The sequence below is a fragment of the Enterococcus sp. DIV0970a genome (assembly GCF_051711265.1).
GTDB classification, from domain to species: Bacteria; Bacillota; Bacilli; order Lactobacillales; family Enterococcaceae; genus Enterococcus_D; species Enterococcus_D casseliflavus.
Map to the genome: position 1 here is coordinate 1,844,368 of NZ_JBIOMF010000001.1, position 13,107 is coordinate 1,857,474.

The following is a 13,107-nucleotide window of genomic DNA, read 5'->3' on the forward strand; positions in this document are numbered from 1 at the left end:
TGTCATCCTTTCTGATCCGTGCTAGGGTTAAATAAGAACCCATTATTGAAAGGAAGTGCCAAGATGAACCAACAGTTACCACAAGTACCAACAAAGTTATTGATTAACGGAAAATGGCTTGAAGGAACAAAAGAGTCGGTTTCGGTTACCAATCCTGCCACTAATGAAGAACTCGTAAAAGTCAGTCAAGGAGGGATCGAGGAAACCAAGCAAGCAATCGATGCCGCAGCGATTGCTTTTCCCGAATGGTCAAAACGCTCCCCTCGAGAACGTGCCGATTTGATGAACGTCATTGCTGATTTGATGGAGGAAGAAAGCGATCGTTTAGCAAAAATCATGAGTATGGAACAAGGAAAACCATTAAAAGAAGCGGAGGCAGAAATCCAATCCAACGTTGACAATTTCCGTTGGAATGCAGCTGAAGCGCAACGGGTCTATGGCGAAGTGATTCCAGCCCCTGAACACAATCATTGGCTGGTACGCAAAGAAGCGATCGGGGTTGTTGGCGCGATCACACCTTGGAACTTTCCTTCTAACATGATTGCAAGAAAAATTGCACCTGCTATGGCCGTTGGCTGTACCCTTGTTATGAAACCATCAAAAGAAACCCCACTATCCGCATTAGCTTTAGGCGAGCTTTTTCAACAAGCAGGACTTCCAGACGGGGTCGTCAATATCGTCTTAGGTGATTCTTCTGAGATTGGGAAAGAACTGACCGAAAATGAACAAGTCAAAAAAATCACCTTTACCGGCTCCACGAAAGTTGGGATGAAATTATATGAACAAGCAGCACCAACTCTGAAAAAAGTTTCATTGGAGTTAGGTGGTCATGCCCCGTTTCTTGTTTTTGCTGATGCTGATTTAGATTTAGCTGCTGAAAAATTAATTGCAGCAAAATTCCGCAACAACGGTCAGGTCTGTACATCCCCCAATCGAATTTTTGTCGAAGAGTCCATCAAAGACGCCTTTACCAAAACATTACTAGCGAAAATGGAAACCGTAACGGTCGGCAATGGTCTGGAAAACCCTACTGTTGGTCCTTTGATCAACCAAGCAGGCGTTGAAAAAGTCATCGAGCAGTTGGAAGATGCGGTAAATAAAGGAGCTAAAGTTTTACTCGGTGGTAAAAAGCTTACTGAAGGTGAATACGAAAAAGGCAACTTCTTCGCACCAACGGTCATCGATGGGATTACTTCTGAGATGGCTATCTACTATGAAGAAACCTTTGGACCTGTGATTCCATTGATCTCATTTACGGATCGACAAGCAGTCATCGCTGCGGCAAATGATACGGAATTTGGACTAGCTTCCTACTTCTTTTCAACGAATTTGCAAACGATCTCGAATGTAGCCCAAAACCTCCAATATGGGATGGTTGGGGTCAATGACATTGCGATCTCAAATCCGGCGGCTCCCTTCGGCGGCGTCAAGCATTCCGGTTTTGGTCGTGAAAACGGCAAATATGGCCCTGAAGAATACGTGACCGTTAAATTCATTGCTATCGATGCCCAATAAGAAAAAGTCAGGTGCGTTTGCCTGACTTTTTGACGTCCCAAGCATTTTCTTTTACTAACATTAAGTAAGAATGTATACTTCACTCTATGACAATAGAAAAGGTGGGAATACGATGACAAAATTTCTTGATACAATCAAACAGCGCCGCTCAATCTATGGGCTAGGTAAAAATGTGGCTCTTTCCGACACTGAAATCGAAGACATTGTGAAAGAAGCAGTGAAAAATAGTCCAACTGCGTTTAACGCACAATCACCAAGAGCCGTGATTTTATTTGGCGAAGCCCACGAAAAATTGTGGACATTAACAGAGGCTGCGTTAGAACCATTGACACCACCCGAAGCGTTTGAAGCGACAAAACAAAAACTTGCTGGTTTTAAAGCGGGTTACGGAACCGTTCTATTCTTTATTCACACGGATACCGTGAAAAATTTGCAAGAGCAATTTGCTCTATATGCAGAGAACTTTCCCGTTTGGGCAGAACAATCGAATGGGATCGCTCAAGCGAACGCTTGGACCGCTTTAGAAGAAGCTGGATTAGGTGCCAACTTACAGCATTACAACCCTGTCATCGATGACGCTGTTGCAGCTGAATGGTCAATTCCTGGAAATTGGCAACTGCGGGCGCAACTAGTCTTTGGTTCAAAAGAAAGCGAACCGAACGAAAAAGAATTTCTAAGTGACGATGAGCGCTTCCGCGTGTTCCATTAATCAATTTTCGACCTAAAAAAAGACCCTTGATTACGCCTTAAACTGGCAGTAATCGAGGGTCTTTTAGTCCTTTGTTCCTTGATCATGATCGACTAAAATATCGATCGGTGTCCCTTCATTCAAGTGTTCTGACAAGAAAACAACCAATTCTGCTAATGGCTGCTTGAATTTCATTAATGGGCCTCTCATCCCTCTTCGAAAATAGTTCATCTTGATGGGCTGCCCTTCCTTTTCTTGAAATAAAACGACTCGATCGATCTCTTGGTATAGTACCCCTTTGATACTCATTGGATGGACAATGATTCGATCAAGTGCTAAGCCGCGGCTATCTAAAACAAAGCTCAAAAAGACCAAACCCGAAACGATCCCTCGCACCCGATTATCAAGTGCCTCTTCCATCATCACCATAGATAGGATAATCATTACTGAAAAAATCGTAATGGCGACCTTGCTTAGTTTGCGCTCCACAGCAAGAAATTGAATGTCTTTCCTTACCACGAATAAATAAAGGTATAAAACGATCGTAAAGGCACACATCACTAGCGTTAACCCACTCATAATACTCTCCGTTCTGTTTTCTTTTCCTTATTCTACCAAAAAACCATCTGATACAAAAGGCTTAGCCTATTTCGTAGGTTTTTTGATATCTATTTTAACAAGAATTCGGTACAATAGGAAAAAAAGGAGGAATTATCATGAATGCATTTTTTGATAAATTACAACGCTATGATTTACTTCGTGCCGTCGTATATATCGTCTTTGGCTTCATCATCTTGATTGCACCACGATCTGTCTTCAACACGATCGTTTATCTTGTTGCCGGGTATATTGCATGTTTAGGGATCATTAGCTTGTATACGAGCTACAAAGAAAAACAAAAGGGCTATCGCAATGTGCAATCCGTCTCTGGTATCTTACTGTTGATTGCGGCAGCTGCGATTTTAGTTTTTGCCAAAGGATTACTTGCCATCGTGCCATTTTTCTTAGGAATCATGATCACCATCAGCGGTTGCACCCGATTGATGGCAAGCTTTAACCAAAAACGCATTGGTTTACCTTATATCACTAGCTTGATCATCAGTCTATTGATCATTGCTGCAGGGATCATCCTAGTATTGAATCCCTTCGCCACTTGGTTGTTATTCTTCCAAATTTTTGGCGGGATCTTGATTTTCATGGGTGCCTCCGATGCGGTCAACCATTTTCAACGAAAAAGAGCCTAATAAATGAGAATGTTTTAAAATTTCCTACGAATCTAACATCTACATGTAGACTTTTCCCGCTATTCCTTTTAAAATAGGAGATATCAAACAGTCAGTCCATTGACACGCGGGAGGTGCGACATGAAGAAAATCAAGCAAGAAGCAAAACATCCAAACGATGTACCGGTAATTTTTTTGACCGATGCAACTGGCAAAGTCGTACGAAAAATCTCGATCAATGAGTGGCGTGCGCTTAAAGCAACCCCTGACCAGATCGAAGAACTTGATATCAAATTGTATCGTGAAGCAATCAGTTTTTATCTTCAAGAAGACTACGCAAAAGCAAAAGATCTCTTGCATTTCTTGATCAACAAAACAGACTATAGTCATTATGAATACGTGGAACGACTAGCAAATATCTACCGCATCGAAAACCGTCCCGCTAAAGAAAAAGACCTGTTACTGACTGCTTATCATGCAATCAAACCGTTGGATTCCTCTGAAGGGATTTTAAGAAGGATCGAAAATCGATTGCAAAAAATCGATGCCTTTGATTTTCCAACTTCGACACAATTCAGTCATTAAAAAAGCAGCTATCCTTCGATAGCCGCTTTTTTTTATGCATCTGGCAGTTTGCGCAAAAGGCGCAACCCGTTAAACAATACAATCAACGTACTTCCTTCATGGGCAAATACCCCCAGTCCAATATTCATTTTTCCAAATAGATTCAACCCGACTAGTAATGCGACGATAAACATGGAGAAGAAAATATTTTGCCAAATGATTCGATCCATTTTCTTCGCTAAGCGATAGGCATACGCGAAGCGTGAAAGATCATTTTTCATGATCACGGCGTCCCCCACTTCGATAGCAACATCTGACCCTTCCCCCATCGCAAAACCGATGTCTGCCTGAACAAGTGCGGGCGCATCATTGATGCCATCCCCCACCATGGCGGTTTGTCCGTAGGCTTCTTGGAGTGCTCGAACCGCTTCCGCTTTGTTCTCAGGCAACACATTAGCCGCCACTTGATCAACATTTAGCCGCTTTCCGATGGCTTCCCCAGCAGACGCACTATCTCCGGTGATCATAACGGTATGGATCCCTTCATTTTTTAAATAACGAATCACAGAAGCTGCCTGTTCGTTCGGCTCATCCATCAAAGCGATGATTGCGACAACCTCTTCATTAATGGAAAAAACGACCATCGTTTTTCCTTGCGCCTCCAGGTGACGGTACTGTTGCTCCAACGAACCTGTTAACTGGGAGTTTTTGGTTCTTTTTCCTAATCGATAGGTTTTTGTTCCTGAGACGGCTACTAAACCGGAACCAATCTCATTCGTAACCGTCAGCTGTTCGCTTTGCTGCTCTTTATTGTTCTTCTCAAAATAAGTAACGATCGCATCTGCCAATGGATGATTGGCTTGTTTTTCCAGCGAAACGATGATGGAAGCGGCCTCTGCTTGATCGATGGCTTCAGCGAAAATGACATCCGTGACCGTTGGTTTTCCGACGGTCAACGTGCCCGTTTTGTCAAATGCCACCGCTTTGATCTGAGCAAAATTCGTTAAGTAGTTGCTGCCTTTAAAAAGAATCCCTTTTTTCGCTAGATTTGAAATCGCAGATAAACTAGCAGGTACCGCACTTGCCGCTAACGCACAAGGAGACGCTGCAATCATCATCACGATCCCGCGATAAAAACTGGTATACCAATCCCAACCAAGTAGAAACGGTGCTGTTAAGATGAACAAAGGGACTGCAATGAAAACAATGGTTACATAGATTGGTTCGATTTTTTTGATTCGTGTTTCTGTTGGTGACTGATTCGACTGTGCCGCTTCAACGACTGAAAGAATTTTGGCAAAGACCGTTTCCGAGCTGTCTTTTGTGACTTCCATCAAAAATGTTCCATTGCCATTGATGGTACTGCCATAAACTTCGTCTCCCGCTGTTTTTTCTCGCGGTATACTCTCGCCATTGATGGAAGCTTCGTTGATGGCACTCGTGCCAGAAAGAATCACCCCATCTGTTGCTAACTGATCACCAGGCAAAACTTGTAAAATATCCCCTTTTTTTATCTCTGAAGCAGCAATTTTTTTGGCTTTCCCATCTGGGCCCATCAAACGTGCTTCCGTTGGATTCAATTTGAGAAGATTGGTGATTTCTCGTCGGCTTTGCCCTTCCGCGTATTCTTCTAAAAAGTGAGCACCAGCAAAAATCAAAATCAGTAAGGCTGCCTCATTAAAATTGCCTATGATCATTGACCCTATCGCTGCTAATAACATCAATAGATGTACATTTGGCGTAAAGCGCCGATTGATTCTTGTGCTTTTTACGGTATCCTCGATCCCTTCCCACGAAATGTGGTAGCCCGCTAATAAAACTGCAGCAAAATAAACCCCGTCTTTTACCCATTGATTCGAAATAAACAGCGCCACTATAAAGAAGATTACCCCCGCGAAGTAAACTTTACGAGGAAACGTCCCATGATCATGGGTATGCGTATGTCCCTTCGTTTTTGTGTGCTCGTGTTGACAAGTATGTTCAGCCATCATCAAAACCTCCTCTAATCCATCGAACATATGAACGATCAATCATGTTTATACCCTGATTATATATGAACAAACAATCATATGTCAACCGAAATAAGTTTTCCTTGTGAAATGTAAGCGTTTATGGTTTTGAGAATGCGGATGGCATGCTAGAATAAAGTTAGGAGAAAAAAGGAGTGTTGGCTATGAGAACATTTACTGGTGGAATTTCACTAAGTCCCCCGTTACAAATGTTAAAAGAAAAATTAATGATCGAACAAGATGAAATCCTTACCTTTTCACCCACGATGGTCTTTATCCCTTTGGCACAACATATTGGTGCCCCTGTCGAACCGACGGTTTCCGTTGGTGAGTACGTCAAGCAAGGGCAAGTGATCGCTGAAGCAGATGCCTTTGTATCTGCGAAAGTCCATGCATCTGTTTCGGGCAAAATCGTCGATATTGTCGATTGGCCAAATCAAAACAATGAAGAAGGAAAAACCATCATCATTGAAAACGATTATGCCTTCGATAATGATTTTTTGTCTACCCCATTCAACTGGCAATCTGCTGCTAACGAAACGATCCTCAAAAAAATCCGTCAAGGCGGTATCGCCGGCAAAGGCGGTGCAACGTTTCCCACCCATGTCAAATTCAGTATTGATGAAAATAAAAAAATCCATACCTTGATCTTAAACGGATCTGAATGTGAGCCCTTTTTGCGCAGTGATGCCTTCTTAATGCAAAAAGAAGCCCAAAAAATCATCCAAGGGGCAAAAATTGCCCAAAAATTGTTAGCTAATCCAAAAATCATCATTGGCATCGAGGATGATAAACCGCTAGCCATTTCAGCGATGCAAGCCGCAAGTGCAGAGGATGACACGATAGAAGTCGTTACTGTCCCAACTGTTTATCCAACCGGTGGTGAAAAGCAGTTAGTAGAGTTATTGACCGATCAGGAGGTACCTTTAGGCGGCTTGACTGCCGATATTGGGATCGTATTGATCAATGTTGCCACCAGCTTTGCCATCGCTGAAGCGGTCTGTTATGACAAACCGCTGATTGAACGCTATACAACCGTGACTGGTGATGTTCAACATCCACGCATCGTCAAAAATCCTTTAGGAACACTCGCAGGAGAGTTGATCGATTTTGCTGGCGGCTTTCAAGGTGCGCCCAGCAAGCTGATTCTTGGCGGCCCCATGATGGGGAAATCCGTCAAAACATTAAAGGTTCCGGTCACCAAAGGCAGCAACGGGATCGTTGTTTTTAATGAAGAAACCGATTGGCTATATGCCGAAAACCCCTGCATTCGCTGCAATAAATGTGTCGAAGCTTGTCCGATGCGCCTGATGCCGATGGAGATCGATCAATTCTATCGAGCAGGCGATTATCAAAAATGTGAAGAATTGCTGGCAGAAGCGTGTATCAATTGTGGTGCTTGCACCTTTGTCTGTCCAGCCAAACGTTCCTTAGCTGCCAACATCACTGCCGCAAAAGGCAAGGTTGCACAGCTGCAGAAGGAGGCGAAGGAAAGTGCCTGATTACTACAAGGATTCCGATAGCGAGCGCCTCTTTCAGCAACGAAAAAACCAAGAAACACCACCAAGCCCACATATTCGCAGCAATGACGAAACAGTCAAAATCATGGGCTGTGTAGTACTAGCCTTACTACCAGCAGTTTTATTCTCGGGCTACCTTTTCGGGCTCAAGGTATATGGGTTGTTTTTCATTGCGTTAGCCACGGCGTTTTCCGCCGACGGAATTTGGTCTTACCTCATCAAACGGCCATTTCGTTTCGATCTAAGTATCGTTGTGACGGCATTGCTTTTAACTATGAATCTTCCACCGACCGCACCTTGGTATTTCCCAGTGATCGGGGTGGCGTTTGCCGTGATCATCGTCAAAGAATTTTTTGGCGGTATCGGCTATAACTTTTTAAATCCAGCCCTTGGCGGTCGCGCCTTGTTGATTGGCTTGTTTTATAACCAGATGTTTTTGATCAGTTGGCCAGATCCACCTTTTGGCAGCATTGCTCCTGATGTGGTTTCGCAAGCTACGGCGAACGATGTCGTTTCCGGTGCTACGCCGTTAGCTGTCATGAAGGCCGGGGACACCTTAAGCGGTTCTGATCTGTTGGATGCTTTTTTAGGATTTACTGGGGGACGAATCGGTGAAACCAGTGCCTTGCTTTTACTTCTGGGTGGAATTTTTCTCGTTTACAAGAAAATCATCTCCCCTCGTATCCCACTGATTATTTTTGCAACGATCGGGCTCTTTGCTTTTATCCTTGGTCCAGAAGGACTTTTTACTGGCAGTTGGCAAACGGTGATCGGGCATATCATCAGCGGTGGTGCCATGTTGGGTGCGATCTATATGGCGACTGATTATTCTTCGACTCCAGGAACAAAAGCAGGAGAAAATCTTTTTGCCTTAGGCGTGGGGCTTCTCGTTGTCCTCTTCCGTTTCTTTGGTTTCACAAACGAAGGCATGAGCTATGCCATCTTGATCATGAATTGTTTTACTCCACTCATCGATCGCTTCTTACGCCTTCGCATTTTAGGGGAAGGAAAAAAGACCCCGTTCAACCTTAAAATCATGAGCTAAAACGCAAGAAAGGAGCGTTCTCATATGATGATCGCCAATCAACTAGTGGTCTTCCTAGTCATTCTACTCACAAATTACGCCTGTCAAAATTTGGCGCCGACCGTCAAAGAAAAAAAACCGAACGTGACGACACGGGTGGTTTTCCTGTCAGGGATCATTGCAGTCGCATACTTGTTGAGCGGTTTAAGTTTTTATCTTTTGCTTCAAAATCGCTTTGTCTATGGCAATCAAGTGGTCACCAATTTGGTAAGTGCTGCCATCATCGCCTTGATTACTGCCAGTTTATGCTTACTGATCGTTCCAGCAAAAAAACGTTTCTTGACGAATGATCTAAAAAAGACGACCCTAGTCAGTGTCATCTTGCTGACGATCGCCACTGTGACCCAATTTCCCTATACCGATTATTTAACCAATTTATTTGTTGCTGTAGGCATGTATTTTCTCTTTTCCTGTGCTTTGTCAGGGGTTCATACACGAAATCAAATTGCCGCAATTCCGCCAATTCTGAAAGGCCTACCCCTGGACATCGTGACACTTTTTCTATTTTATCTGAGCTTTTCCTTTCTCAACGGTGTCTTCTTCAATTATTTATTCTAAACAAAAAGCAAGTCCCGCTTTGGCAGCGGAACTTGCTTATTTCTTGCGGAATATTTCTCTGAAGGAACCGATCAAAAAACCAGTCGAAAAAGCATTTTGTGCTTTTTGTTCTTTTTCAGCAGCGATTTTTTGTCGTGTTCGCAGCCCATTATTGGCATTTTTGGACTTCTTCCCTTCACGGAGTTCTTTCGAAGCCTTTTGAAACTCTTTTGAGAAACGGTTATACCTAACCACTCCTTTTGCCTCCTTGTATATTAGAGTTAGGGTTTTAACCTTCCGGTTTTGATTGGATAACCCTATGAACCATCGTTATTTTAATTTGGTATTAACTCATTCATTTTGAGATAATATATTTATTGGATTGAGAGGCTATGCCGTTGCCTCCTTGAGTTTTGAAGCTCGTAATCGAAAGACTGGCACCTCTCTCTGATAAGTGGATTACGTATGAGTTAGATGTTGAAAGTTTTTGCTTTACTCCGTATCTCGTACAAGGTAGTGACGCTTTTCAGTTGAGCGGGTTTCAATCCAAAATATTTTTTTAGAAAGGTCAAATGTATGTACTTCTTAGGAATTGATATCGGCAAGCGAACTCACGTGGCTTCTTTAATGAGTGAAGAAGGTAAAGTGATCCTAAAAGGTTTTTCTTTCCCTAACACTACTGAAGGAGCTGATTCCCTGATTGAGCGGCTTTCAAAATATTCAGAGACTCCCGCTGACTTTATTGTCGGAATGGAAGCTACGGGTCATTATTGGCTCTCCATCTTTTCATACCTCCACGAATCAGACTTTTTGATTCACGTTGTGAATCCTCTTCAAACCGATGGCTGGCGCAAAGGAACAGAAATCAGAAAACGAAAAAATGATATTATTGATTCTGTTTTGATTGCTGACTTGATGCGTTATGGTTCCTTTGTAGAAACAGTATTGTCTGATGAAAATGTTTTTTCGTTAAAACAACTTTCACGTTACCGAACCTATTTAGTAGGTACCGCAAGCGACTTCAAACGAAAAATCATAGCTGTACTAGATCAAGTGTTTCCTGAATATGCATCAATTTTTTCTAAACAAGGTATTTTCGGAAAAGCGTCTAAAGAGTTATTGCTTGAGTTTAGTTCTCCTATAGAGCTAGAAGAAATTTCGGCAGAAACGTTGGCTCAATACTTAGCTGAGTTAAGCAGGAACCGAATAAAGCCAGAGAAAGCAGATCAATTGAAGCAAGCAGCTTCTAACTCCTTTGGAGTGAAATTTGCTCAAGAAGCTTTTACATTTCAATTACGCTCCATGATTGAACAATTGAAATTCATCGAAAGCCAAGTAAAAGAAACTGAAAAAGAAATTAAGCGCATAATGAGTAATTTAGACTCTGTTATTCTCACAATCCCTGGAATCGGCCCTATAAATGGCGCGACAATTCTTGGTGAAATTGGAGACATTCGCAAATTTTCTAATCCGAAAAAACTGGTTGCTTATGCTGGCATAGACGCGTCTGTGTCCCAATCTGGGCAAAACGAAGCAACACATAATGTTATGAGCAAGCGTGGATCTCCATACTTACGAAAAGCCTTGTTTTCAGCTGCTCTAGTTGCTTCTCGATGTGATCCTGTTTTTCGCGCGTTTTATCAGAAAAAAATTTCTGAGGGAAAGCATCATCTGACGGCCTTAGGTGCTGTTTCTCGTAAGCTTTGTTATGTGATTCATGCTATTTTAACTAAAAATGAACCTTATAAGATTGTTTCCGATTAGCTATTGAACAATCAAAAAAATCTAATAGTGAAAGGTCTATTTGTTGTACTCATTTTTTGGACTTAACTGTTATAAAATATTTTTTTGATTTAGCTAATTTTCACTTGACTCTATATAGTTAGTCTTTCTTTTTACGTGACACATAATAACGAGGATTTATTATAGGAATTGCCTTTCTGATGCAAATCAGGTAACATAACAGACAGAAAGATGATTTATCCCAGGTTTATCAGAAAGGAAGATCCCATGAACGAAACCCACACTGGATTGTTAGTCAATAGCCGTGTTTTTCAAGAAACGCCAATGATGCTAACAGGTATCCAACTTTTAGAAGACCACAAAATCGTGAATTGCATTATTAAGGATCGCTACTTAGCCAGTTATGTCTTACGCCTTCCTTTAAATAAATACCAATTAGAAGTCGAAGGAAAATGGAACAAGCGGGAACAGTTAGTGATCAAGCATATGAAAATCAAGAATATCGATGAGTTTATTAAAATCGTCGGTACGCCAGAATAACAGGACTCACGAAAAGCAAGTGCAGACAACTGCCCTTGCTTTTTTTTGAAAAAATCCAGCTGATTTTTCCCGCGTGTTCCTCCGATGTTTATCGCGACATTCTAGTAAACCGATCGATCAAGGCTTTTTGCTCCTCTTTGATACCGATCGCCAACGGTTTGATCATTAGTTTGACAGTGGTCGAAGGTGTCTGAATCTGGACTTTTTTATTTACCACACCGCCTAGTTGTAATTTTGTGATCTCGTGGATCATAATTGTCTGCATCCCTTTTTCATGAAATTGCAGATCTAACTGAATCAAGTGGATTTTTTCTTCGTCAACCACCACGATAAAATACTTTGGTGTTGGCAGGGCAATCATTTTGGCTTCCTCGGCATAACCAGCCAGTTTTCCATGGAACTTCGCACGGTAGCTTTCTAAATCATCTTTTTTCACGATCCATTTCATCAAAAGCCACATCCTTCCTTAGATACCTTAAGGATACCTGCAGAAACCGCTTTTGCACAACAATATGCCTGCTTGTTTCCTCACATAACCCCTTTCACCTCGTTTGATCGTCAAAGACTTTTCCTCTAGTCATGGACGTTTTGCCCTACACTAGCTAACTCAACAAAAAAAGCGAAGCGCTTAGTGCCCTTCGCTGTTGTTCTTTGGATAGTAGTGTTGGAAAAGCCGCAGAAAGATCGGTGCTAGTAACAGATAAAAAATGCCATTGCCTATGGCGTGCAGGGCATCAAAGCTCAATCCTTGAAAATAATAAGCCCAAAAGCTAGGAAACCCATAAAGTTTGACACTGATCCAAGATATCACAAAGCCATAAGCAAACCCTGCAAATACACTGTAGCTGACTTGTAAAAGCAACTGTTTCATAAACAGCTTGCTTTTTGACAACAGATACATCCCCAAAATAATGATTGCATAGCTAACTAATTGAGCAATCGTCCATATTCCCATTCCCATGTAAAAATTGGTAATCAGCATCGAGAGCAGACAAACGATCAATCCACGACTAAGACCTAAATGGATGGTTACTAATAAAAAGATCACCGTCATTGGTTGAACATTGGGTAAGGGTTGAAAAAGTGACCTGCCGACGACGGCCGCTGCCACAAGCAGCCCTAAATAAGCAATTTCTTTTCCAGCAAATGCAAGTGGTTTATTCGAATTTTTCATAGGTGAAAACCACTTTATCGTTGTTTCCTAAAAAGGTATCATCTGCCCCAGTTGTAATCATTTCATCATTGATCGTATATGTCCAATAATAGCCAGCTTTTTCATCTTGCGCTAAACCGTCAATGCTGGTGATCATCCCTTGATTTTCTTCCAAGTCAAAGTTCTCTTTCATGATAGTCATCAAAGAAACCCCTTCTTTAAAAGTGACCGTTTTGGTTTCGATCTCCTGGTCTTGCTCTTCACTTTTATTATTGAAGCTGATTTGGGCAGTGCGCTCTTCGGCGTTTTGTTGGACTGACGAAGATTCACTGGAGGAGTTTCCCGCATCCATCGATGGTTTGGCACAGCCGGCAAAAACCAGACTTAGTAAAAAAATATAACTAAAAACAACTGTTTTCTTCATAATAATGGCTCCTTTGATTTTTTTTACAACACCTTATTCTACTAAAAATTAATAAAAAAGGCGAAATTTTTTTGTTCCTCTCTATAGAAAGCATTGTAAAACCATGA

General features: G+C 41.9%; 15 protein-coding genes. 9 read left to right on the top strand and 6 right to left on the bottom strand.

Features of this window, described 5'->3' with window-relative positions:
• Positions 1-63: 63 nt before the first annotated feature.
• Together IGK14_RS08865 and IGK14_RS08870 are read left to right on the top strand one after the other, a co-directional pair.
• Positions 64-1,515 (top strand): NAD-dependent succinate-semialdehyde dehydrogenase, encoded by a 1,452-nt coding sequence (locus IGK14_RS08865; protein ID WP_010748421.1) that lies wholly within the window; start codon positions 64-66, stop codon positions 1,513-1,515.
• A gap of 112 nt (positions 1,516-1,627) precedes the next feature.
• Positions 1,628-2,224, top strand: a complete 597-nt coding sequence (locus IGK14_RS08870) for a nitroreductase family protein (protein WP_005226197.1) — start codon at positions 1,628-1,630, stop codon at positions 2,222-2,224.
• Positions 2,225-2,287: 63 nt separating this feature from the next.
• On the opposite strand, the gene IGK14_RS08875 is transcribed toward IGK14_RS08870, so the two are convergent.
• Positions 2,288-2,782, bottom strand: coding sequence for a hypothetical protein (locus IGK14_RS08875; RefSeq protein ID WP_005226198.1), 495 nt, complete (start codon positions 2,780-2,782; stop codon positions 2,288-2,290).
• A 137-nt stretch (positions 2,783-2,919) separates the two neighbouring features.
• On the opposite strand from IGK14_RS08875, the gene IGK14_RS08880 reads away from it, so the two are divergent.
• Positions 2,920-3,447, top strand: a complete 528-nt coding sequence (locus IGK14_RS08880; RefSeq protein WP_005226199.1) for an HdeD family acid-resistance protein — start codon at positions 2,920-2,922, stop codon at positions 3,445-3,447.
• Between the two features lie 120 nt (positions 3,448-3,567).
• Complete coding sequence (locus tag IGK14_RS08885; protein WP_005226200.1) at positions 3,568-4,011, top strand: hypothetical protein; 444 nt, start codon at positions 3,568-3,570, stop codon at positions 4,009-4,011.
• A 32-nt stretch (positions 4,012-4,043) separates the two neighbouring features.
• Here the strand turns inward: IGK14_RS08885 and IGK14_RS08890 are convergent, their stop codons facing one another.
• Entirely contained in the window at positions 4,044-5,978 is a 1,935-nt protein-coding gene (locus IGK14_RS08890) for a heavy metal translocating P-type ATPase (RefSeq protein ID WP_438712072.1), read from the bottom strand.
• A gap of 185 nt (positions 5,979-6,163) precedes the next feature.
• Here IGK14_RS08890 and rsxC point away from each other — a divergent pair, with 185 nt between their 5' ends.
• From rsxC to IGK14_RS08905, 3 genes are read left to right on the top strand one after another with little or no spacing between them, the layout of a single operon-like run.
• A complete protein-coding gene (gene rsxC / locus IGK14_RS08895; protein WP_010748423.1) occupies positions 6,164-7,501 on the top strand; it encodes an electron transport complex subunit RsxC in 1,338 nt (445 codons plus the stop codon).
• Positions 7,494-8,564, top strand: coding sequence for an RnfABCDGE type electron transport complex subunit D (locus IGK14_RS08900; protein ID WP_010748424.1), 1,071 nt, complete (start codon positions 7,494-7,496; stop codon positions 8,562-8,564). The genes rsxC and IGK14_RS08900 overlap by 8 nt, the downstream gene beginning before the upstream one ends.
• A 24-nt stretch (positions 8,565-8,588) precedes the next feature.
• The gene (locus tag IGK14_RS08905) at positions 8,589-9,161 is read left to right on the top strand and encodes a hypothetical protein (RefSeq protein WP_010748425.1); all 573 of its coding nucleotides are present in this window, start codon (positions 8,589-8,591) and stop codon (positions 9,159-9,161) included.
• A gap of 36 nt (positions 9,162-9,197) precedes the next feature.
• Here the strand turns inward: IGK14_RS08905 and IGK14_RS08910 are convergent, their stop codons facing one another.
• Entirely contained in the window at positions 9,198-9,395 is a 198-nt protein-coding gene (locus IGK14_RS08910; protein ID WP_010748426.1) for a hypothetical protein, read from the bottom strand.
• A gap of 321 nt (positions 9,396-9,716) precedes the next feature.
• Between IGK14_RS08910 and IGK14_RS08915 the strand changes: the two genes are divergently transcribed.
• A complete protein-coding gene (locus tag IGK14_RS08915; RefSeq protein WP_010748702.1) occupies positions 9,717-10,904 on the top strand; it encodes an IS110 family transposase in 1,188 nt (395 codons plus the stop codon).
• 246 nt (positions 10,905-11,150) lie between these two features.
• On the top strand, positions 11,151-11,423 hold the full coding sequence (locus IGK14_RS08920) for a hypothetical protein (protein WP_005226206.1): 273 nt from the start codon (positions 11,151-11,153) through the stop codon (positions 11,421-11,423).
• An 88-nt stretch (positions 11,424-11,511) separates the two neighbouring features.
• Here the strand turns inward: IGK14_RS08920 and IGK14_RS08925 are convergent, their stop codons facing one another.
• The 3 genes from IGK14_RS08925 to IGK14_RS08935 form a co-directional block, all read right to left on the bottom strand.
• The gene (locus IGK14_RS08925; RefSeq protein ID WP_005226207.1) at positions 11,512-11,883 is read right to left on the bottom strand and encodes a hypothetical protein; all 372 of its coding nucleotides are present in this window, start codon (positions 11,881-11,883) and stop codon (positions 11,512-11,514) included.
• Positions 11,884-12,051: 168 nt separating this feature from the next.
• Positions 12,052-12,597 carry a hypothetical protein gene (locus IGK14_RS08930; RefSeq protein ID WP_010748428.1) on the bottom strand — a complete coding sequence of 182 codons (546 nt, stop codon included), beginning with the start codon at positions 12,595-12,597 and terminating at the stop codon, positions 12,052-12,054.
• Positions 12,581-13,000 carry a DUF4430 domain-containing protein gene (locus tag IGK14_RS08935; RefSeq protein WP_005226209.1) on the bottom strand — a complete coding sequence of 140 codons (420 nt, stop codon included), beginning with the start codon at positions 12,998-13,000 and terminating at the stop codon, positions 12,581-12,583. Before IGK14_RS08935 ends, IGK14_RS08930 begins: the two co-directional genes overlap by 17 nt.
• Positions 13,001-13,107: the final 107 nt, after the last annotated feature.

Coding starts and splice junctions, on each gene's coding strand:
- IGK14_RS08890 (WP_438712072.1), bottom strand. CDS start 5,978: ATGGCTGAACATACTTGTCAACACGAGCACACAAAAACGAAGGGACAT.
- IGK14_RS08920 (WP_005226206.1), top strand. CDS start 11,151: ATGAACGAAACCCACACTGGATTGTTAGTCAATAGCCGTGTTTTTCAA.
- IGK14_RS08880 (WP_005226199.1), top strand. CDS start 2,920: ATGAATGCATTTTTTGATAAATTACAACGCTATGATTTACTTCGTGCC.
- IGK14_RS08925 (WP_005226207.1), bottom strand. CDS start 11,883: ATGTGGCTTTTGATGAAATGGATCGTGAAAAAAGATGATTTAGAAAGC.
- IGK14_RS08905 (WP_010748425.1), top strand. CDS start 8,589: ATGATGATCGCCAATCAACTAGTGGTCTTCCTAGTCATTCTACTCACA.
- IGK14_RS08885 (WP_005226200.1), top strand. CDS start 3,568: ATGAAGAAAATCAAGCAAGAAGCAAAACATCCAAACGATGTACCGGTA.
- IGK14_RS08935 (WP_005226209.1), bottom strand. CDS start 13,000: ATGAAGAAAACAGTTGTTTTTAGTTATATTTTTTTACTAAGTCTGGTT.
- IGK14_RS08915 (WP_010748702.1), top strand. CDS start 9,717: ATGTACTTCTTAGGAATTGATATCGGCAAGCGAACTCACGTGGCTTCT.
- rsxC (WP_010748423.1), top strand. CDS start 6,164: ATGAGAACATTTACTGGTGGAATTTCACTAAGTCCCCCGTTACAAATG.
- IGK14_RS08930 (WP_010748428.1), bottom strand. CDS start 12,597: ATGAAAAATTCGAATAAACCACTTGCATTTGCTGGAAAAGAAATTGCT.
- IGK14_RS08865 (WP_010748421.1), top strand. CDS start 64: ATGAACCAACAGTTACCACAAGTACCAACAAAGTTATTGATTAACGGA.
- IGK14_RS08875 (WP_005226198.1), bottom strand. CDS start 2,782: ATGAGTGGGTTAACGCTAGTGATGTGTGCCTTTACGATCGTTTTATAC.
- IGK14_RS08870 (WP_005226197.1), top strand. CDS start 1,628: ATGACAAAATTTCTTGATACAATCAAACAGCGCCGCTCAATCTATGGG.